This is a genomic window from Streptomyces sp. NPDC023838 (assembly GCF_040639555.1).
Taxonomy (GTDB): Bacteria; Actinomycetota; Actinomycetes; order Streptomycetales; family Streptomycetaceae; genus Streptomyces.
On record NZ_JBFAAD010000022.1, the window covers coordinates 111074 to 130800 of the forward strand.

Consider the following 19727-nt stretch of genomic DNA (forward strand, 5'->3'; position numbering starts at 1 on the left):
TCTTCCATAGGATCCGGCGATGATCACCAGAAAACGGCTGGCGGCCGGGGTGGGCGCGCTGCTCGCCACCCTCGCCACCGGTATCCTCCCGGCCGACGCGGTCGCGGCCGACGGACCGCCCGCGCAGAAGGCCGCACCCAAGGTCGAGCTGGTGCTCGACGTCAGTGGCTCGATGCGGGCCCGCGACATCGACGGCCAGTCCCGCATCGCCGTCGCCAAGCAGGCCTTCAACGACGTACTGGACTCGGTCCCGCCGGAGGTCGAGCTCGGCATACGCACGCTCGGCGCCAACTACCCGGGCAACGACCGGCAGGTCGGCTGCAAGGACACCCGCCAGCTGTACCCGGTCGGCCCGCTCGACCGCACCGAGGCGAAGACCGCCGTCGCCACCCTCGCCCCGACCGGCTGGACGCCGATCGGTCCCGCCCTGCAGGGCGCGGCGCAGGACCTCAAGGGCGGCGAGGCGACCCGCCGGATCGTGCTCATCACGGACGGCGAGGACACCTGCGCCCCGCTCGACCCGTGCGAGGTGGCGCGCGACATCGCCGCCCAGGGCATCCACCTGGTCATCGACACCCTCGGCCTGAACCCGGACGCCAAGACCCGTGACCAGCTGACCTGCATCGCCCAGGCGACCGGCGGCACGTACACCTCCGTGAAGCACAAGGACGAACTCAAGGACCGCGTCAAGCAGTCGGTGGACCGCGCCGCCGACCCGGTGGTCGTCCCGGTCGCCACCACCGGCTCCGCGAGCTGCGAGAGCGCGCCCCAGCTCAAGCCCGGCCTGTACACCGACCGCGAGACGTTCGGTGAGCACCGCTGGTACAAGGTCGACGTCAAGCCCGGCCAGGAGCTGCGCGCCGCCGTCAGCGTCGGCGCCGACCGCGCCGTCAACAACGACCACGGCGTCCTGATGCGGGCCGTCACCCGGCACGGCCGGGAGATCGTCCGCGGCTCCGAGGCGGGCGACGGCCGCACCGACCTGATCTCGACGGGTCTGCGCTATCCGAAGCCGGAGGCGAAGGAGAAGGCGAAGGACGGCAAGGACGCCGTGGAGACCGTCTGCCTCCAGGTCAGCAACTCCTTCTCGGCGCCCGCGTCGGTGAAGACCACGCCGGGCATGCCGGTCGAGCTGACCGTGGACGTCGTGGACGGCCCCGACCAGCCCTCCGACGTGGCCGCCTTCGGCCTCGGCCGCGGCTGGTGGCTGCTGGGCTTCCTGGTGCTCACCGGCCTGGTCGCCGGTCTGCTGTGGGGCTGGATCTCGCGCTGGCGCGTGGCTGTCTGGAGGACCAACTGATGCGTACCACAAGGATCCTGGCCGCCGCACTGCTGACCGGGGCCGCGCTGCTCGCCCCGGCGGCCCCGGCGCTGGCCGACACGCCCTCTCCGAGCCCGAGCAAGTCGAGCGGCGCGCCGACGGAGGCGGGCACCACGTTCCGCACCGCCACGCCCGTCAAGCAGGGCCAGCAGGCCACGGCGACGGCCTCCAGCGGTGACTACCTGTACTGGGTCTTCCCCGCCGACGCGGGGCAGCGCCCCACCGTCGACGCCACGGTGACGCTGCCGTCGGCCGGCCGCCAGGCCGCCACGACCTGGCGGATCGACGTGTACGACGGGCTGCGCCGCCGCCAGCCGTGCATGTACGGAGCGCAGTCCCGCGCGGCCGCGCCCGACGCCACCAGCGTGACGCTCTCCTGCACGCTGCGCCCGGTGCGGGCCTGGGCCGACGCCTGGTCGAACGACCCGCTGCCGGGCAGCTACTACGTACGGCTTACCGCCGTCGGTCTGCCCGCCTCCGAGAGGGGTCTGCCGGTCAAGGCGGAGATGAAGCCGACCACCCTGAAGACGGGTGGCTCCCACGCGGTGGACGGCAGCCTCTCCACCCCGCTGGGGGCGGGCGGCCCGAAGGCCGAGCCGGAGGACGGCTGGTCGTCCGGCTGGTGGACCGACCGCTGGATCTGGACGGCCGTCGGCGGTGTGCTCGGCGCGCTCGCCGGTGTCGCCGGGTACACGCTGACCCGCGGCCGGGGCCGGCCGTCGTACGTGCCGCAGGGCTGACGGCCCGTCACTCCGCCTGCGCCGTCGGCTCGGCCAGCACGCGCTGGGCCACGGCGAAGGCGGAGTTGGCGGCGGGCACCCCGCAGTAGACGGCGCTCTGCAGCAGGGCCGCGCCGATCTCGTCCGGGGTGAGCCCGCCGCGCCGCGCGGCCCGCACATGGAGGGCGAGCTCGTCCAGCTGCCCCCGGGCCACCAGAGCGGTCAGCGTGATCAGGCTGCGCTCGCGCCGGCTCAGCGTCGGGTCGCCCCAGACCTCGCCCCAGGCGTACCGGGTGACGAGGTCCTGGAAGCGGGCGGTGAACGCGTCGGTCCGGGCCTCGGCCCGGTCGACGTGGGCGTCCCCGAGGACCTCGCGGCGGATGGCGGCGCCGCCGGGCGTGGGTGGCGCGAAGTGGCCGCGCAGGGCGGCCAGTACGGCCTCGGGGCGCTCCACCGGGGCGAGGTGGGAGGCGCCCGCGATCTCCACGAGCGAGGCGTCCGGGACGGCGTCGGCGAGTTCGCGCGCGTGCGCGGGCGGCGTGACCGCGTCGGCCCGTCCGGCGACCACCAGCGTCGGCGCCGCGATCTTCTTCAGCTCCGTCCGCAGGTCGTACCCGGCCAGCGCGTCGCACGCCGCCGCGTATCCGCGCGGGTCGGTGGCGCGCAGGTCCGCGAGCGGGCCCGGCGCCTCGAACCCGGGCGTGAACCACCGCCCGGCCGCGCCCGCCGCGACCGGCTCCATCCCCTCCCTCCGTACGACGGCGGCGCGCCCGTGCCAGGGTTCGCGGCCGCCGAAGTCCGCCGAGGCGCAGACCACGGCGAGCCGGTCCACCCGATCCGGGTGGTGCGCGGCGAGCCACATCCCGACCGCCCCGCCGAGCGAGACCCCCGCGTACGAGAAGCCGCGCACGCCCAGCGAGTCCGCGAGGCGCAGCACGAGGCGGGCGAAGTCCCCGACGCCCGCCCCGGGACCGATCGGCCCGGTGGGCGAGCCGCCGTGACCGGGCAGGTCCCACCGGACGACGCGGTGGGTGGCGGCGAGCCCGGGGGCGACGCCGTCCCACACGGCGGTGGAGGTCCCCAGGGCGGGCCCGAGGAGCAGCACGGGGCCGCCCGCCGGGCCTTCACAGCGGTGGTGCGGGAGCCAGGCACCCCCCGGGTCGCCGGGGCTCCCGGGGTCAGCGGGGTCAGCGGAACTCAAGGAACACCGTCTCCTTCGCGCCCTGGAGGTGGATGTCGAAGCGGTGGCCGCGCGCTCCCGGGTCGGGCACCGCCACCAGCGTGCGGCGCAGCTCCGGCTCCAGGGAGTCGAGCAGCGGGTCCGGCGCGTCGGTCAGATACACCCGGGTGAACAGGTGGTCCAGCAGGCCCCGGGCGAAGACCGCGACGCAGAGGTACGGGACCCCGCCCGGCGCCAGCGTGCGCAGGGTCCAGTGGCCGGACGCGTCGGTGGGGACCCGGCCGAAGCCGGTGAAGTCGACCCCGTTGCGGCCGAGGGAGCCGGGCCTGCCGGTGCGGGAGCCGTCGGGCCCCGGCTGCCAGAACTCCAGGAGGGCGTCCGGCACGGGCTCGCCCTCGCCGTCGTAGACGTGGCCGTGCAGCGTGAGCGTGTCCGGGTGGCCGGGCGGGGCCATCGCGGCGCCGCCCGCGAAGGGCAGGGCGTGGCCGTAGAAGGGGCCGATGGTCTGGGAGGGCGTGGGGTGCCTCACCGTTTCCCCTCCTCGTACGTCTCCGACTCCCGGTACTCCTCGTACTCGTCGCACCCCTCGAACGAGTTGGCCGTGGGGCCGTCGAGGACGATGTCCCAGCGGTAGCCCAACGACCAGTCGGGGACGGAGAGTTCGGGGTCGTACGCCGCGACCAGACGGCTGCGCGCGGCCTCGTCGGGGACCGCGAGCAGGATCGGGTCGTGGGCCAGCAGCGGGTCGCCGGGGAAGTACATCTGGGTGACCAGCCGCTGGGTGAAGGCGGTCCCGAAGAGCGAGAAGTGGATGTGCGCGGGCCGCCAGGCGTTCTCGTGGTTCTGCCAGGGATAGGCGCCCGGCTTGATCGTGGTGAAGGCGTACCGCCCGTCCGCGTCGGTGAGGCAGCGGCCGAAGCCGGTGAAGTGCGGGTCGAGGGGCGCGCGGTGCCGGTCGAGCTGATGGGCGTACCGCCCGGCCGCGTTGGCCTGCCAGATCTCGGTCAGCTGGCCCGCGACCGGCCGCCCGTCGCGGCCCACGATCCGGCCGCTGACCGTGATGCGCTCCCCCAGCGGCTCGCCCCGGTGGTGCGCGGTCAGATCGTGGTCGAGCGGGCCCACGTCGGTGGGGCCGAAGACCGGCCCGCGCAGCTCCACGGCTTCCGGGTCGCGCACATGGAGGGGCGGGCGCCGCGGGTGGCGCAGCCGGCTCCCCACGTACGGCGGGAAGTCGCGCCGCGGGTGGTCGCCGGGCGGGTGGTCGCCCGGCGGGTGGTCGCCCGGCGGGTGGTCGGCGTTCCGCACGGCGGCCCGGAGGTCGGCCGCCTCGGTGCCGACGACATGTTGATCGAGACCGTCGGGCGGTGTCCCGTACTGCTGACGAGATGTCATCCCTGCCTCCTCCAGACCGATTTCAGGCTGATGCCAGGCGTTGTCAGGCGCATTGCCAGACGTTGTCAGGCCGACGTGAGCGCGGTCAGCTCCCTCAGCTCCCTGTCGCTGGGCGGCGAAGTCACGCCCACCTGGTCGGCGGTCCGCAGCCGCCACCCCGTGGCCTCCCGCACCTGGTCGACGGTGACGCCGGGGTGCACCTCTGTCAGGACCAGTTCGGCCGTCTCCGGGTCCGGGCGCAGCACGCCGAGGTCGGTGATGACGGCGACCGGGCCCCGGCCGAGCAGCCCGTACCGGGCGCGGTCGCCGGGGCCGCTGCCGTGGCCCAGGGTGGTGACGAAGTCGAGGCGCTCGACCAGGGTGCGCGGTGAGTGGCGCACCACGATCAGCACCTCGCCGCAGTGCGCGGCGATCTCGGGCGCGCCGCCCGCGCCGGGCAGCCGCCCCCGCGGACGACCGGAACCCCGGTCCACCTCGGTCGTGTTGATGTTGGCGTACCGGTCCAGCTGGGCGGCGCCGAGGAAGCCGACATCGATACGGCCGCCCTGGAGCCAGTAGTTGAACATTTCGGCCACCGGGACCAGGGTGTCGGCGGTGTCCGCGAGTTCACCGTCGCCGATGGAGAGCGGCAGCCGGGACGGCTTGGCGCCGATGGCCCCGGACTCGTAGATGAGGACCAGGCCGGGGTTGTGCACGCGGCGGGCGAGGTTGGCGGCCGTGGACGGCACCCCGATGCCCACGAAGCACGTCCGCGCGCCCGCCAGGGCCCGCGCCGCCGCGACCTCCATCAGCACATCGCCGCCGAGGCGGCCCCGGCCCGGCCCGTCGCTCATCCGCTCACCCGCTCCTTCATCCGGTCACACACTCCCTGAGCCACCGCTGGAACACTTCGCGGTCCCGCGAGACGCGGTCCCACTCCCGGTAGTAGTCGTTGTCCCGCTCCGAGTACCCGGCGGCGTACGAGGGATGGGCGCCGCCCGGCACCCAGGCGACGGCGTCGACGACCCAGCCCGGCAGCATCACCCCGCCCGGGCGCGGCTCCAGCTCCTCGACGAGCTCCTCGACGGTGACGAGCACCCGCTCGGCCGCCAGGACCGCCTCCTTCTGCACCCCGGCGAGCCCCCACAGCTGGACGTTGCCCTCCGCGTCGGCCTGCTGGGCGTGGATGACCGTGACGTCCGGGTTGACCGCGGCCACCGCCGCCAGCTCCTGCCCGGTGAAGGGGCAGTCGACCCTTGACAGCGTTGTCGTGCGGCGGCCGAGATCGCTCCCCCGGTAGCCGTTGAGCAGTGCGAACGGCAGGCGCGAGGCGCCCGCCGCATAGCGGTTGGCCATGCCCGCGTGGCTGTGCTCGTCCAGCTCCAGCGGCCGCGGCCAGCCGTTCTCGACCGCGTCGCGGAACCGGTGCAGCGAGCCGACGCCCGGGTTGCCGCCCCAGGAGAACACCAGCTTCCTGGCCAGCCCGGCCCCGATGAGCTGGTCGTAGATCACGTCCGGGGTCATCCGCACCAGCGTGAGATCGGTGATGCCCTGCCGGATGACCTCATGGGCCGCCGCGAACGGAATGAGGTGCGTGAACCCCTCCATGGCGACGGTGTCCCCGTCGTGGATCAGGTCGGCCACCGCCTCGCGCAGCCCTCGAATTTCGGCCATTGCTTCCCCCTGCCCTTCGCTTCCCCGTAGCGGTAGGGTCAGTGTTTAGTCAGTGCACTGACGACTACCGCCTTCCGAAGCTAACGGGACGAGTCGGACGGGTCAACACCCGCAGGGCGCTGAACACCTGACCGTACGCGGTTGACCGAAAGCGCTCGCTATGAGCGGCAGCACGAGAGGAACACGCCGTGTCCGCAGTCGACTTGAGCGGCCACCCCGGACATCTGGCCCGGCGGCTCCAGCAGGTCCACTACCTGCTCTGGAACACGATGGTCTCCGAACAGACCACGTCCCCGCAGTTCGCCGTCCTCAACACGCTGGTCGCCTCCCCGGGCCTGGACCAGCGGACGGTCGGCGAGCGGGTGGGCCTGGACCGGTCGACCATCGCCGAGGTCGTCACCCGGCTCACCCGGCGCGGCCTGCTGCGCAAGACGCGCGACCCGCGCGACGGCCGGCGCTCCCGGCTCGCCGTCACCGACGAGGGCCGCGCGGTGCACCACGAACTGACCGTCCGCACGGCCCGGATGAACGAGGTCTTCCTCGCCCCGCTGGCCCGCGCCGAACAGACCGTCTTCCTCGATCTGCTGCGCCGGGTCGCGGACGCGGCGGAGGGCTTCGGCAACGCCGCCGAGGAGGCGGAGGCGAGCTGACCCCGCCCTCCTTCCCCCGGGGCTGCTCGGTTCAGCTCGTCTCGCGGTGCAGCGGCGGCTCCTGCGGGGTCGGTCGTACGGGGCCGAACAGCACGGCCTTGGCGATGCGCGGCGCGAAGAGCGCGGAGACCGGCGCGCTCAGATACAGCACGTCGCGGAAGACCTCGCCGACCACCGGGTCACCGGGCGCGCGGGCCTCCACCCGCCCGAGGTACCAGCCGGAGACCCGGTCGGCCAGGGTGCTGCGCGCCGCGCTGCCCGAGGCGGTCGGCATGTTCTTGTCCGACCCGGCCGAGATGTCCCACGCCTGCCGCGCCACGTCGAGCATCGCCTTCTGTACGCGCCGGGTCGTCGGCGTACGACGGCCGTCGGCGAGCGCGTCGCGCAGCGCGAGGGCGCTCATGGCGGCGACCGTCATGCCCTGGCCGTAGATCGGGTTGAAGACGCATTGGGCGTCCCCCGTGGCCAGGAAACCGGCGGGGCGCCGGCCCGGGCGGTCGTAGCGGCGGCGGACGTTCGCGGTGGTGCGATAGGCGAGCGCGGGCGAGTCGGCCTTGGCCGCGTCCAGCCAGCGGCGGACGATCGGGTGCGGCAGGCGGTCGGCGTACTCGGTGAACCCCCGGTCGTCCAGCGGCGGTTCGGCGCCGCGCAGCCCCCAGAGCGTGACCATCCAGCGGTCGCTCTCGACGGGCATCACCACCGCCCCGTACGTCTGGCCGGGGTTGGGCACGATGAAGTGGCCGCCCACGTCGCCGTCGCCCGATCCGTCCTCGCCCGTACGGTAGACACGGGTCGCGTAGGCGAGGCCGGTCTCCAGGGTCTCCTCGGCGGCCGGTTCGGCGCCGATGCCGGTCAGCCAGTCGGCGGCCCGGCTGCCGCGCCCCGAGGCGTCGACCACGAGGTCGGCGGCGAGCCGCTGCGGCTCCCGGCCCACGGCGGTGGCTGCCGCGCCCCGCTCGCGCAGCAACACCCCGCGCACCCGCGAGGCATCACCGACCAGGCCCACGGTCTCGGTGGCCTCGACGAGCTCGATCCGGGGGTTGGCCAGCACCCGGCGGCGCACCAGCCACTCCAGCAGGGGGCGGGTCGGGCTGACGAAGAAGGCGGTCTCCTCGGTGCGGCGGAACCAGCGCCCACCCTGCCACTGCACGAGGTCGTTCGGCGCGCCGACGCGGGGCGCGCCGTGCGCCATCAGCTCGTCGGTGAAGCCGGGCAGGAGCGCGTCGTACACCTCCTGGCCGCCCGGGATCAGCACATGGGTGTGGCGGCTCTGCGGCACGCCCCCGCGCGCCTCGGGCCCTTCGGGCAGCCGGTCGCGCTCGACGATCGTCACCCGCTCGGCATGGTCCGCCAGTACATGAGCCGCGAGCAGCCCCGCCAGGCTCCCCCCGATGACGACGGCGTGCCGCCCCCCGCCCTGGGACGCACTGGTCCCGTTCACCGTCTCCAGCAACGTACTTCCCCTTGTCCGCCGCGGTCCGTGGCCGACCAGTATGACGTGCCGCGTCGGTCCCGAACTGCCGGATTCATACGATGTGGCCCGATCCGATCGCTCGGCGGCGGGCGGAGCCCGGGAACACCGCCGGGCCGCCCCCAGGGGGACGGCCCGGCCGCGTGCGTCACGTTCTCAGGCGGTGAGGATCGCCGGGTCGCTGACACCCACCGCGCCGGTCTCCACGTGTCCCGCGAACCGGCGCAGGAACGTGGAGCTGGAGCTGGAGACCACCGACACGTCGTACCAGCGCCTGCTCGCCGTCAGGTCGACCGTGTACTTGACGGTGGCGCCCGGCTGGACCGTGAGCGCCTGGGAGGCGCCGCCGTACCCGTTGGTGACCGTGAGGCGCGCGCTCGACGTGCCCGCGTTGGTCAGGGTCAGGTCGAGGTTGCCGGTGGCCGCGTTGTGCCGGGCACGCACCTCGGGGCCCGCGGTCCTGCCGGGGTTGCGGAACGTGCGCAGGAACCCGTTGGGGCCGAAGACCGTGAGGTCCGTGGTGCCCTTGGAGTACGCGGTGTTCCACGCGTCGGCGAGCGTCTTGCCCGCCTCGGTGGTGTACGTCCACGGCCCGTCGGTGCGGTTCGGGGAGGTCACCAGGAACTGTGCGCCCGCCGAGGCGCCCCCGCTGAAGGTCAGCGTGAACTTGCCGGTGGACACGTTCGCCGAGCCGTCGACGTACGGCGCGTACCGCAGCGGCCGGGTCATCCGCGAGCCAGGCTCCTGCCTCGGCACGCTGCCGGTCGTGGGTGGCACCGGCACGAAGTCCGGGTGCCGGTTGTGGTCCGGCGGCACATAGGCGGCCGTCGAGGGCAGTGCGGCGGGCGTGGTGTTCGACTTGCCGAAGTCGAACGCCGAGGTCAGATCGCCGCAGATGGCCCGCCGCCAGGGCGAGATGTTGGGCTCCTGGACGCCGAACCGGCGCTCCATGAAGCGGATGATCGAGGTGTGGTCGAAGGTCTCGGAGCAGCTGTAGCCGCCGGTGGACCAGGGCGAGACGACGAGCATCGGGACGCGCTGGCCGAGCCCGTAGGCACCGGCCGCGTAACTGACGCTTCCGGCGTAGTAGTCGGCCGAGGTCGAGACCGTGGAGAGGCCCTGGTTGGCCGAGGAGGGCGGGAACGGCGGCACGATGTGGTCGAAGAAGCCGTCGTTCTCGTCGTACGTGATGAACAGCGCGGTCTTGGCCCACACATCGGGGTTGGAGGTGAGCGCGTCGAGCACCTGCGAGATGTACCAGGCGCCGTAGTTGGCGGGCCAGTTGGGGTGCTCGGTGAACGCCTCGGGCGCGGCGATCCAGGAGACCTGCGGCAGCTTCCCGGCCTGCACGTCGGCCTTGAGGATGTCGAAGAAGCCCTGGCCCGCCTTGGCGTTGGTGCCGGTGCGCGCCTTCTCGTAGAGCGCGTCGCCGGGCTTGGCGTTGCGGTAGCTGTTGAAGTACAGCAGCGAGTTGTCGCCGTAGTTGCCGCGGTAGGCGTCGTTGATCCAGCCCCAGCCGCCGGCCGCGTCCAGGCCGTCGCCGATGTCCTGGTAGATCTTCCAGGACACCCCGGCCTTCTCCAGGCGCTCGGGGTAGGTCGTCCAGCCGTACCCCTTCTCGTCGTTGCCGAGGACGGGACCGCCGCCGGTGCCGTCGTTGCCGGTGTACCCGGTCCACATGTAGTAGCGGTTCGGGTCGGTGGAGCCGATGAACGAGCAGTGGTACGCGTCGCAGATGGTGAAGGCGTCGGCGAGCGCGTAGTGGAACGGGATGTCCTCACGGGTGAGGTACGCCATCGTGGTGGACGTCTTGGCGGGCACCCACTGGTCGTACTTGCCGTTGTTGAACGCCTTGTGGCCGCCGGACCAGTCGTGGTTGAGGTCCTGGATGAACTGGAGACCGAGGTTGTCCGCCTTGGGCCGGAACGGCAGCACTTCCTTGCCGCCGCCCTCCTGGTGCCAGACCGACTTGCCGCTGGGGAGCGTGACGGGCCGCGGGTCACCGAAGCCGCGCACGCCCTTGAGCGAGCCGAAGTAGTGGTCGAAGGAACGGTTCTCCTGCATCAGGACGACGACGTGCTCGACGTCCTGGATGCTGCCGGTGCTGCCCTGCGCCGGGATGGCGGCGGCGCGGGCGATGCTGTCGGACAGCATGGTGAGGGCCGCGGTGCCGCCGGCGAGCTGCATGAACCGGCGCCGATTGAGTTCAGCCATGAGTGAGGTGACCTCTGCAAAGGGTGTGGGGACAGAAGCGACTGGAGTGTTCCAAGAACAGCGCCGTATACGGAAGACCCAGTGGCGTATCCGTGACGCGCGTCGGTACGGAAGACGAACAGGCCCCGCCGTGGGGGCGGGGCCTGAGTTGCGTACCGACGAGGCGACTAGGCGACGCGGCCGGGTGTCGGTGCGGCGGACGCGCTGGGGAGGCGACGAGGCGACGCGGCCGGGTGTCGGTGCGGCGGACGCGCTGGGGAGGCGACGAGGCCGGGCGGGGGTCAGTGCGCCGGACGCGCCTGCTCCTGCCCCTCTTCCAACTGCTGATGTTCGTCGCCGTGGCCGTGGCCGTGATCGCTCTGGATCTGCTTGTACTCCTCGGCGGTGGCCTTGGGCACGTGGGAGCCCGGCCCGTACAGCGCCTTGGCGAGCTTGGCGCGCAGCCGCTGGGAGCGGGGGATCGTGCGTCGTACGCCGTTCTCGTCGACCTCCGGCCCCAGTTCGAAGAACGCGAGCTGTTCGTGCTGGGTGAGTTTGTAGAGCTGACCCTGGTCGAGCGGCTCGTGCACCTCCACGTACTCACCGTGCGGCAGCCGTTTGATGCGGCCGCTCTCCCGGCCGTGCAGCACCTTGTCGCGGTCGCTGAGCTGGAGTCCGTGGCAGATGCGTTTGGTGACGATGAAGGTGATCGCCGGCACGGCGAAGAAGCCGATCCGTACGAACCAGGTGATCGAGTTGATCGAGAGGTGGAAGTGGGTGGCCCACAGGTCGTTGCCGCCGCCGATCAGACACACGAAGTACATGGCCAGCCAGGCCGTGCCGAGGCCGGTGCGGACGGGGTGGTTGCGCGGCCGGTCCGCGATGTGGTGCTCGCGTTTGTCCCCGGTGACCCAGGCCTCGATGAACGGATAGGCGCCGATCGCGGCGAGCAGGAGCGGGAAGAGCGTGAAGGGGATGAGGACGCCGAGGGCGAGCGTATGGCCCCAGGCGTTGATCTCCCATCCCGGCATCACCCGGATCAGGCCCTCCGAGAAGCCCAGGTACCAGTCGGGCTGGGCGCCGGTCGAGACGAGGTCGGGCCGGTAAGGCCCCATCGCCCACACGGGGTTGATGGTCGCCACGGCACCCATGATGGTCAGCAGCCCGAAGACCAGGAAGAAGAAGCCGCCCGCCTTGGCGGTGTAGACGGGCATCAGGGGCGCGCCCACCACGTTCTTCTCGCTCCGGCCCGGCCCGGCGAACTGGGTGTGCTTGTGGTAGAAGACCAGGATCAGATGGGTGACGACCAGCCCCAGGATGAGACCTGGCAGCAGCAGTACGTGCGCCGAGTAGAGCCGCGGAATGATGTCGTGCCCGGGGAACTCTCCGCCGAAGAGGAAGAAGGAGATGTACGTGCCGATGACCGGGATCGACAGGATCGCGCCGTCGGCGAACCGGATGCCGGTGCCGGAGAGCAGGTCGTCCGGGAGCGAGTAGCCGGTGAGACCGGTGATGAGGGCCGTGAACAGGATGGTCCAGCCGAAGAGCCAGTTCAGCTCGCGCGGCTTGCGGTAGGCCCCGGTGAAGAACACCCGCATCATGTGCACCAGCAGCCCGGCGCAGAAGACGAGCGCGGACCAGTGGTGGATCTGACGTATCAGCAGCCCGCCGCGCACATCGAAGCTGAGGTCGATGGTGGACTCGTAGGCCCTGGTCATCCGGACGCCGCTCAGCGGGGTGTACGAGCCGTGGTAGACGACCTCGACGCCGCTCGGCTCGAAGAAGAGGGTCAGATAGATACCGGTGAGAATGAGAACGAGAAAGCTGTAGAGGCAGATCTCGCCGAACATGAACGACCAGTGGTCCGGGAAGATCTTGCGCATCTGGGTCCTGGCGATCGAGTAGATGCCAAGACGCCCGTCCGCCCAGTCGGCCAGCCGCTCACCCTTCGCCGGCTCCGCCGGCCGCGCTGTGTCCTCGGTGCCGCTCCTGATATCGGTACTCATGTGTCTCCCCCTCAGGCGTTCCATCCCTCAAGGCCTGTAACAGGGTAGACACGCCGACACCCCCGCCAACAGCCCCTACCCGGCCGGGAGTTGCGTGAGGCGGACCACGTGGCGCCGGTCCGCGCCGTACGGGAGGGTCAGCCGACGGGACCGCGGCCGGAACCGCCGTCGGGCGCGACGACCTCCCAGGTGGGCTCGAATGCGACGACGGGCATGGCTGTCATGACGATGGTGTTCAAGTGTGGCTCCCCTGCGCGGTGTTGGGTCGCCCCGAGAATACCAACCGGATGGTCTAGTTCACTAGCCGCGTCTCTCGTCAATCGCACGCACAAACCAGCTAGATCGCCAGGTATCTGGATCTTACGTATACCCAAAACAAGCACAACGGTCTGCTAGCGGTACGGGGCGGCAGCGCGGCCTGCCCGACGCTCAACGAAGCGCCTGACGACGAAACGAAGCGAGGGGCAGTCACGCGTTGTGCGGGAAGGCGGCTGAAGAGGCCTGGGTCACCACGCATGCCCGCTGGTATGGCGCACGCTGGGCGGACCGGCGGAGGCGGAGGTGGTGTCACTCTCGGCCGTGCGCCGCTGGTCTCAGTAAAGGTGCGCGCAGGAGTGGGGGCCTGGGTGGTACCCGGCGAGCTGCTGACTGGAGCCTCGGGCTTCCTTGAACCCCAGAAAAGCAGAAAACCCCACGTGAAGTGGGGTCTCAGCTGGTGTCCGAGGGGGGACTTGAACCCCCACGCCCGATAAAGGGCACTAGCACCTCAAGCTAGCGCGTCTGCCATTCCGCCACCCGGACAAGGTGTCTGTCTCGCGGGCTTGCTGCCCGCGGCGACAGAGATAACTCTACCAGGGGTTTGAGGTGGCGTTCACCCGCATATTGCGTGGTCAGGCCGTCGCTGGGCCTTGGGATGGGTGCCGATTCGAGTGATTGGGCCGTTCATCGCTGGATTGGGGGCGGAGCGTGGCCGTGTGTGCACCCCGTGTGAACTCGGCGGGGTGCGGGCGCGCCCATGTGGGTGGCAGCGGGCCCGTCGGGCGTGGGACGGCCGGGCGGTGCGCTGTGCGGGCCTAGCCTCGGGGTGTGGGCGACGGCGAACGTTATCGGCGGCCGCGGATGCTGTCGCCGCTGCGGGAGCATCTGCGGGACAACTTCTGGTTCGCGCCGAGCGCGGCGCTGGCGCTGGTATGCGTGCTGTGGCTGCTGGCGCACTGGCTGGACACGGCGGTCGTCGAGGAGCTCCAGCGGCATCAGGAGTACGCGGCTGTCAGCGATCTGATCGGGATCGTCGACGACCTGAAGACCGTGATCACCACCGTCAGCTCGGCGATGATGACCTTCATCGGTGTCGTCTTCAGCATCTCGCTGGTCGCCGTGCAGATGGCCAGCGGGCAGTTCACCCCGCGGGTGGTGCGGATCTTCGTACGGTCCCGGATCACCAAGCTGACCCTCGCCGTCTTCCTGGCGACCTTCGCGCTGTCGCTGCTCGTCCTCACCTCGTACAGCGGGGAGACCGATCCCAAGCTCGTCGACAGCGTGCCCATCGCGCAGAGCCTGCTCACGATCGCCATGGTCGCGCTGAGTCTGCTGCTCTTCATCGCGTACGTGAACGCCACGCTGCGGCTGATGCGCGTCGGCCACGTCGTCGACCGGATCACCGTCGAGGCGTTCCGCGTGGTGCACAAGATGCCCCGGGGTGTGATCGGCGAAGCGCCGCTGCCGGTGGAGAACGGGCAGGTGGGACACAGCGGGCGGGCCGGTGTGCTGCGGGACGTGAACATCGCGCGGCTCGTGCGCGCGGCCCGGCGGCAGGGCGTCGTCCTGCGGCTGATCCCCACGACCGGGGACTTCGTGGTGCCGGGGACGCCCGTGCTCGCGGTGCACGGCGGGCGGGCGCCGTCGCGCGGGGCGCTCGGGTACACCGTGTCGGTGGGGGTGGAGCGCACCTTCCACCAGGACCTCGGCTTCGGGCTGCGGCAGCTCTGCGACATCGCGCTGCGGGCCCTCTCCCCCGCCGTGAACGATCCGACGACGGCCGTGCAGTGCCTCGACCGGATCGTGCAGCTCCTCGCCGAACTCGCCCACCGGCCGCTCGGCGCCGTGGCACATTGCGACCGCCAAGGTGCCGTACGGCTGGTGCAGCCCGTCCCCTCCTGGGAGAACCTCGTCGACCTCGGGTTCACCGAGATCCGTACGTACGCCGTCGGCAGCCCCCAGGTCACCCGGCGGATCGTGGCGGCTCTCGACGAACTGCTGCGGCTGGCTCCCGAGCAGCGGCGCCCGCCCCTCCTCCGGCACCGGGCCCTCCTCGTCCACGCCGTGGAACGGGGCATTCCGGAGGCGGCGGAGCGCGCGTTCGCGCTGGAGGCGGACCGACAGGGCATCGGCTAGCCCCAACCCGAGTCCCCAACCCCCGCCCCCCTGACCGCTGCCCCCCGGCCCCCTGTCCCGGCTCCAGTGGTTGACTGCGCGCATGAGAATTGGCGACACCGTCGACGACTTCAAGCTCCCCGACGAGACCGGCACCCCGCGCACCCTCTCCGGGCTCGCGGCCCAGGGCCCGGTGGTGCTCTTCTTCTACCCGGCCGCCTTCACCCCCGGCTGCACCGCCGAAGCGTGCCACTTCCGCGACATCGCCGCGGAGTTCCGGGCGCTCGGGGCCCAGCCGGTCGGCATCAGCGCCGACGCGGTGGAGCGGCAGGCCGAGTTCGCGCAGAAGCACTCCTTCGGCTATCCGCTCCTCTCGGACTCCGACGGCACGGTACGGGAGCTGTTCGGCGTCAAGCGCGGGTTCAGCATGGCCCCGACCAAGCGCGTCACGTTCGTCATCGACACCGACCTCCGGGTGCTGGAGATCGTCAAGAGCGAGATCCGCATGAGCGTCCACGCCGACCGCGCCCTCGCCGCCCTGCGCAACCGCGAGGCCTGAGTCGCGGACGCGCGCCGCCCGGGCGCCTGCCCGGGGCCGGGCTTCGGGGCGGCACCCCGCGCCGAAGCCGACCGGACCCACCGGACAGGCGCTGGGCCTCCTACGCGTACGTCTCCGGGAAGTTCCCCGGCAACCGCTCCCCCGCCGGACCCTCGGTCACCGCCCGTACGAGCAGCTCGCCGCCGACGAACGCGCCGCGCCACGACGCGCCGTAGCCGCCGAACAGCTCCTCGCGGTCGCCGCGCGAACGCGGCTTGCCCCGGCCGACCTTGAACGCCCGGATCTGCGGCGCCAGGCGCGCGTACGTCTCCGGGTCGTCGGTCGACAGGCTGGCGACCAGCGCCCCGTTCGAGGCGTTCATGGCGGCCAGGAGCTCCGCCTCCGTGTCGACCAGGACGATGGTGTCGACCGGGCCGAACGGCTCCGCGTGGAACAGCGGTGAGGACGACGGCGGGTTGAGCAGGGTCACCGGCGGCAGATACGCGCTGGTGTCCTGGCCCGGCAGGAACCGGCCGTCGGCGAGGCTGCCCCGGTGCAGCGGGACGGCGCCCCGGTCGATGGCCTCGGCGACCTGGTCGCCCAGCTCCTTCGCCTTCGCCGCGTTGATGAGCGGCCCGAAGTCCAGCCCGGGCAGGGCGCCTTCGGGCTTCTCGACCGCGAGGGGGTGGCCCGTGCGGATGGTGTGGACCGCCGGGAGGTACGCGGCGAGGAACCGGTCGAAGAGCGCGCGCTGCACGACGAACCTCGGATACGCGGTGCACCGCTGCTTGCCGTAGTCGTAAAGCTTCGGGATGACGGCGGAAAGCGCGTCCCAGTCCGTGTAGTTCCAGATTCCCCAGGTGTTGAGCCCCTCCTGTTCGAGGATGTGCCGCTTGCCGATGTCGGTGACGGCCGTGGCGATGCGCGCGCCGGTGTCGCGGCCGCCGACGAACGACACACAGCCGATCTCCGGCGAGCGCACCAGGGCCTCGGAGAGCTCGCCGCCGCTGCCGCTGACGAGGGTGACGGGGATGCCCTCGCGCACGGCCAGCGCACTGGCCAGGGTGAGACAGGAAAGGCCGCCGTCGGTCGGGGTCTTGGCGATGACCGCGTTGCCCGCCAGTGCCTGTACCAGCATCGCGTGAACGAGCACGCTCATCGGATAGTTCCAGCTCGCGATGTTGGAGACCGGGCCGTCGAGCGGGGTGCGGCCCTCCAGCATCGCGTCGATGTTCTCCACGTACCAGCGGACCCCGTCGATGGCCCGGTCCACGTCTGCCTGGGCCAGCTTCCAGGGCTTGCCTATCTCCCAGACGAGGAGCAGGGCGAGGAGTTCGCGGTGTTCGGTGAGCGCGTCGAGGGTGGCTGTGACGCGGGCGCGGCGCTCCGGCAGCGGGATGTGCCGCCAGGCGCGGTGCTGGTCGAGGGAGGCGCGGACCGCTTGTCGGGCGGTGGGCGCGTCGAGCCGCGGCGGGCCGGCGATGGGGCTGCCGTCGACCGGGCTGGTGGCCGGCAGGGCGCGTCCGTCGGGCTGCCACTGGCCGCCCCAGAAGTTGAGGACGCGGTCGTCCCGGAACGCTTCGGGGGCGATCGCCCGGCAGCGCTGCCAGGCGTCGGACCAGGCGGTGCCGGGCTTGAGGATGAGGGTGGGTGCCATCTGTGGGTCTCCGCTCAGGTCGGGCGGGGCAGGAGGTGGCGCTGGCCGCCCTCGCACCGGACGGCCGTACGGCGACGTTAGTGACAAGGGACCTGCCGCGATACGCACCCACAGTCAATTATGAGTGACATCACGTGAGGCGGGGCCCAGTTGGGCGGGCGGCGGGACGGCCCGGCCGAGGCCGCCGAGGCCGCCGAGGCTGCCGAGGCGCCCCAGGCACTCACGGGCACTGCCAAGCACTCACAGACACTCACAGGCACTCACGGGCAGCGGATGACCTGGCCCGCGTACGAGAGGTTGCCGCCGAAGCCGAAGAGCAGGACCGGGTCGCCGGTACGGATCTCGCCGCGTTCCACCAGCTTGGACAGGGCCATCGGGATACTGGCGGCCGAGGTGTTGCCGGACTCCACCACATCGCGGGCGATCACCGCGTTCACCGCGCCGATCTTGCGGGCCACCGGCTCGATGATGCGGAGATTGGCCTGGTGCAGTACGACGGCGGCCAGCTCCTCGGGGGTGACCCCGGCACGCTCGCACACCCGGCGGGCGATCGGCGGCAGCTGAGTGGTGGCCCAGCGGTAGACGGCCTGGCCCTCCTGGGCGAAGACGGGCGGGCTGCCCTCAATCCGTACGGCGTGGCCCATCTCGGGGACCGAGCCCCACAGCACCGGTCCGATCAGCTCCTCCTGCGCGGCCTCGACCACGGCGGCGCCCGCGCCGTCGCCGACCAGGACGCACGTGGTGCGGTCGGTCCAGTCGGTCACCGCGGTCATCTTGTCGGCGCCGATGACCAGGGCGCGGGTGGACGAGCCGGCCCGGACGGCGTGGTCGGCGGTGGCCAGGGCGTGGGTGAAGCCCGCGCAGACGACGTTGAGGTCCATGACGGCGGGCGCGCCCATGCCGAGGCGGGCGGCGACCCGGGCCGCGGTGTTCGGGGAGCGGTCGATCGCGGTGGAGGTGGCGACCAGGACCAGGTCGATGTCGGCGGGGGTCAGTCCGGCGGCGGCCAGCGCCTTGGCGCCGGCGTGCGCGGCCAGCTCGTCGACGGGCTCGTCCGGCCCGGCGACGTGGCGGGTGCGGATGCCGACCCGGCTGCTGATCCACTCGTCGCTGGTCTCGACCATGGCGGCGAGCTCGTCGTTGGTGAGCACCTTGGCGGGCTGGTAGTGCCCGAGCGCGACGACGCGTGAGCCTCGCATGCCGGTCATGCCACGGTTTCCCCTCGTAGGACATCAGGAGCCATCCAGTCTTCGTGGCTACCGACCGGTACAGGGGCAAGACATCCAACAGGCTTACCGGCGTGGCTTTGGAGCCTTGTGTCAGCTCCTGGGCCGCCTTGGCGTACTTCGGCGTCGGCTGCGGCCTCGTCCTCCATGTGCAGGACAATGAGATCGTCGAGGTCACCTCGCCGCACGACAACCCGGTGATCCAGGGCAACCTCCGCGCCAATGGCCGCTCCGGCTTCCAACACGTACAGAATCGGGAATGAGATGGGACGGGTCACCGAGCGCCGCCGCGTCATCCGCATCCGGGACGGAGCCGTCTCCGCCCGGCCGGACACGCTGGTGGCCGAGGAGCCGCTGGAGATCCGGCTGAACGGCAAGCCGCTCGCCATCACCATGCGCACCCCCGGCGACGACTTCGCGCTGGCGGCCGGGTTCCTGGTCAGTGAGGGCGTGCTCGCGGCGGCCGACGACGTGCAGTCGATCGTCTACTGTGCCGGGGCCACCGCCGAGGGTGTCAACACGTACAACGTGGTGGACGTGAAGCTCTCCCCCGGCGTCGAGGTCCCCGACATCACGCTGGAGCGCAACGTCTACACCACCTCGTCGTGCGGCCTGTGCGGCAAGGCCAGCCTGGACGCCGTCCGTACGCAGGCGCGCTTCCCGATCGCCGACGCTCCCCCGGTCCGCGTCACCCCCGAGCTGCTCGCGACCCTGCCAGACCGGCTGCGGGCCGCCCAGCGGGTCTTCGACCGGACCGGCGGCCTGCACGCCGCCGCGCTCTTCTCGGAGGAGGGCGAGCTCCTGGACGTACGGGAGGACGTGGGGCGGCACAACGCGGTGGACAAGCTGGTGGGGCGGGCTTTGCAGGACGGGCGGCTGCCGCTGTCGCGGTCGGTGCTGCTGGTCTCGGGGCGGGCCTCGTTCGAGCTGGCCCAGAAGGCCGTGATGGCCGGGATCCCGCTGCTGGCCGCCGTCTCGGCGCCGTCGTCGCTCGCCGTGGACCTGGCCGCCGAGACGGGGCTGACTCTGGTCGGCTTTCTGCGGGGCGGCTCCATGAACGTGTACGCGGGCGAGCACCGCATCGCGCTGGAGGCTCCGGCCGCCCAGAGCTGAGGGGCCCGGCCGGCGCGCGGGTACAGGGGCCCGGCCACCGCGCGGGTAACAGTGCCGCCCGCCCACGGGCACCGGCCCCGCCCGCCACACGGGGACCGGGCCCGCCGACGCGCGAGTACCGGACCCGGCCACGGGGAGCGCCCCCGTTATGTTTTTCGCGGTCCTGCAATGGGGCCGCTGGCCTCCGGGCCCGGTATGACTGTGTCCCCTCTGTCGAAGTGATGACCTGGGGGGT

General features: G+C 72.0%; 16 protein-coding genes, 1 tRNA gene and 1 pseudogene. 7 read left to right on the plus strand and 11 right to left on the minus strand.

Going from position 1 to position 19727, the window contains the following annotated elements:
• Positions 1 to 19: 19 nt before the first annotated feature.
• Both AB0G17_RS24945 and AB0G17_RS24950 read left to right on the plus strand, forming a co-directional pair.
• Positions 20 to 1300, plus strand: a complete 1281-nt coding sequence (locus tag AB0G17_RS24945) for a VWA domain-containing protein (RefSeq protein WP_361386861.1) — start codon at positions 20 to 22, stop codon at positions 1298 to 1300.
• Positions 1300 to 2061, plus strand: coding sequence for a hypothetical protein (locus tag AB0G17_RS24950; protein ID WP_361386864.1), 762 nt, complete (start codon positions 1300 to 1302; stop codon positions 2059 to 2061). Before AB0G17_RS24945 ends, AB0G17_RS24950 begins: the two co-directional genes overlap by 1 nt.
• A 7-nt stretch (positions 2062 to 2068) precedes the next feature.
• Here AB0G17_RS24950 and AB0G17_RS24955 read toward each other — a convergent pair whose 3' ends face one another.
• The 5 genes from AB0G17_RS24955 to AB0G17_RS24975 all read right to left on the minus strand — a co-directional run bounded on the left by AB0G17_RS24955 (position 2069) and on the right by AB0G17_RS24975 (position 6265).
• Positions 2069 to 3241: an alpha/beta fold hydrolase gene (locus tag AB0G17_RS24955; RefSeq protein ID WP_361386867.1), complete on the minus strand. Its 1173-nt coding sequence runs from the start codon at positions 3239 to 3241 to the stop codon at positions 2069 to 2071.
• Positions 3228 to 3749 carry a protocatechuate 3,4-dioxygenase subunit alpha gene (gene pcaG / locus AB0G17_RS24960; protein WP_361386870.1) on the minus strand — a complete coding sequence of 174 codons (522 nt, stop codon included), beginning with the start codon at positions 3747 to 3749 and terminating at the stop codon, positions 3228 to 3230. Before pcaG ends, AB0G17_RS24955 begins: the two co-directional genes overlap by 14 nt.
• A complete protein-coding gene (pcaH, locus tag AB0G17_RS24965) occupies positions 3746 to 4612 on the minus strand; it encodes a protocatechuate 3,4-dioxygenase subunit beta (RefSeq protein ID WP_361386873.1) in 867 nt (288 codons plus the stop codon). Before pcaH ends, pcaG begins: the two co-directional genes overlap by 4 nt.
• Positions 4613 to 4677: 65 nt before the next feature.
• Positions 4678 to 5445, minus strand: a complete 768-nt coding sequence (locus AB0G17_RS24970; protein ID WP_361386876.1) for a CoA-transferase — start codon at positions 5443 to 5445, stop codon at positions 4678 to 4680.
• Positions 5446 to 5461: 16 nt separating this feature from the next.
• Entirely contained in the window at positions 5462 to 6265 is an 804-nt protein-coding gene (locus AB0G17_RS24975) for a CoA-transferase (protein ID WP_361386879.1), read from the minus strand.
• A gap of 188 nt (positions 6266 to 6453) precedes the next feature.
• Between AB0G17_RS24975 and AB0G17_RS24980 the strand changes: the two genes are divergently transcribed.
• Entirely contained in the window at positions 6454 to 6915 is a 462-nt protein-coding gene (locus AB0G17_RS24980) for a MarR family transcriptional regulator (RefSeq protein WP_361386881.1), read from the plus strand.
• A 31-nt stretch (positions 6916 to 6946) separates the two neighbouring features.
• Here AB0G17_RS24980 and AB0G17_RS24985 read toward each other — a convergent pair whose 3' ends face one another.
• From AB0G17_RS24985 to AB0G17_RS25000, 4 genes are all read right to left on the minus strand, one after another.
• A complete protein-coding gene (locus AB0G17_RS24985; protein WP_361386884.1) occupies positions 6947 to 8368 on the minus strand; it encodes an FAD-dependent monooxygenase in 1422 nt (473 codons plus the stop codon).
• A 174-nt stretch (positions 8369 to 8542) separates the two neighbouring features.
• Positions 8543 to 10600, minus strand: a complete 2058-nt coding sequence (locus AB0G17_RS24990; protein WP_361386887.1) for a phosphocholine-specific phospholipase C — start codon at positions 10598 to 10600, stop codon at positions 8543 to 8545.
• Between the two features lie 281 nt (positions 10601 to 10881).
• Positions 10882 to 12585, minus strand: coding sequence for a cytochrome bc complex cytochrome b subunit (locus AB0G17_RS24995; RefSeq protein WP_361386890.1), 1704 nt, complete (start codon positions 12583 to 12585; stop codon positions 10882 to 10884).
• Positions 12586 to 13298: 713 nt separating this feature from the next.
• Positions 13299 to 13386: transfer RNA gene (locus AB0G17_RS25000), tRNA-Leu, on the minus strand.
• 318 nt (positions 13387 to 13704) lie between these two features.
• Between AB0G17_RS25000 and AB0G17_RS25005 the strand changes: the two genes are divergently transcribed.
• Together AB0G17_RS25005 and AB0G17_RS25010 are read left to right on the plus strand one after the other, a co-directional pair.
• On the plus strand, positions 13705 to 14979 hold the full coding sequence (locus tag AB0G17_RS25005) for a DUF2254 domain-containing protein (protein ID WP_361386926.1): 1275 nt from the start codon (positions 13705 to 13707) through the stop codon (positions 14977 to 14979).
• 82 nt (positions 14980 to 15061) lie between these two features.
• On the plus strand, positions 15062 to 15517 hold the full coding sequence (locus AB0G17_RS25010; RefSeq protein ID WP_361386893.1) for a peroxiredoxin: 456 nt from the start codon (positions 15062 to 15064) through the stop codon (positions 15515 to 15517).
• Positions 15518 to 15617: 100 nt separating this feature from the next.
• On the opposite strand, the gene AB0G17_RS25015 is transcribed toward AB0G17_RS25010, so the two are convergent.
• Together AB0G17_RS25015 and AB0G17_RS25020 are read right to left on the minus strand one after the other, a co-directional pair.
• Positions 15618 to 17153, minus strand: a complete 1536-nt coding sequence (locus tag AB0G17_RS25015; protein ID WP_361386896.1) for an aldehyde dehydrogenase family protein — start codon at positions 17151 to 17153, stop codon at positions 15618 to 15620.
• 260 nt (positions 17154 to 17413) lie between these two features.
• Complete coding sequence (locus AB0G17_RS25020; RefSeq protein WP_361386929.1) at positions 17414 to 18352, minus strand: beta-ketoacyl-ACP synthase III; 939 nt, start codon at positions 18350 to 18352, stop codon at positions 17414 to 17416.
• Positions 18353 to 18492: 140 nt separating this feature from the next.
• Here AB0G17_RS25020 and AB0G17_RS25025 point away from each other — a divergent pair.
• Together AB0G17_RS25025 and fdhD are read left to right on the plus strand one after the other, a co-directional pair.
• Positions 18493 to 18642, plus strand: a pseudogene (locus AB0G17_RS25025) (Fe-S-binding domain-containing protein); the annotation flags it as partial.
• 1 nt (position 18643) lies between these two features.
• The gene (gene fdhD / locus AB0G17_RS25030; RefSeq protein ID WP_361386899.1) at positions 18644 to 19492 is read left to right on the plus strand and encodes a formate dehydrogenase accessory sulfurtransferase FdhD; all 849 of its coding nucleotides are present in this window, start codon (positions 18644 to 18646) and stop codon (positions 19490 to 19492) included.
• Positions 19493 to 19727: the final 235 nt, after the last annotated feature.

Bases quoted from the DNA above. Each gene is read 5' to 3' on its own strand.
- AB0G17_RS24945 (WP_361386861.1), top strand. From the start codon at position 20: ATGATCACCAGAAAACGGCTGGCGGCCGGGGTGGGCGCGCTGCTCGCC.
- AB0G17_RS24950 (WP_361386864.1), top strand. From the start codon at position 1,300: ATGCGTACCACAAGGATCCTGGCCGCCGCACTGCTGACCGGGGCCGCG.
- pcaH (WP_361386873.1), bottom strand. From the start codon at position 4,612: ATGACATCTCGTCAGCAGTACGGGACACCGCCCGACGGTCTCGATCAA.
- AB0G17_RS24970 (WP_361386876.1), bottom strand. From the start codon at position 5,445: ATGAGCGACGGGCCGGGCCGGGGCCGCCTCGGCGGCGATGTGCTGATG.
- AB0G17_RS24975 (WP_361386879.1), bottom strand. From the start codon at position 6,265: ATGGCCGAAATTCGAGGGCTGCGCGAGGCGGTGGCCGACCTGATCCAC.
- AB0G17_RS24990 (WP_361386887.1), bottom strand. From the start codon at position 10,600: ATGGCTGAACTCAATCGGCGCCGGTTCATGCAGCTCGCCGGCGGCACC.
- AB0G17_RS24995 (WP_361386890.1), bottom strand. From the start codon at position 12,585: ATGAGTACCGATATCAGGAGCGGCACCGAGGACACAGCGCGGCCGGCG.
- AB0G17_RS25005 (WP_361386926.1), top strand. From the start codon at position 13,705: ATGCTGTCGCCGCTGCGGGAGCATCTGCGGGACAACTTCTGGTTCGCG.
- AB0G17_RS25010 (WP_361386893.1), top strand. From the start codon at position 15,062: ATGAGAATTGGCGACACCGTCGACGACTTCAAGCTCCCCGACGAGACC.
- AB0G17_RS25015 (WP_361386896.1), bottom strand. From the start codon at position 17,153: ATGGCACCCACCCTCATCCTCAAGCCCGGCACCGCCTGGTCCGACGCC.
- AB0G17_RS25020 (WP_361386929.1), bottom strand. From the start codon at position 18,352: ATGCGAGGCTCACGCGTCGTCGCGCTCGGGCACTACCAGCCCGCCAAG.
- fdhD (WP_361386899.1), top strand. From the start codon at position 18,644: ATGGGACGGGTCACCGAGCGCCGCCGCGTCATCCGCATCCGGGACGGA.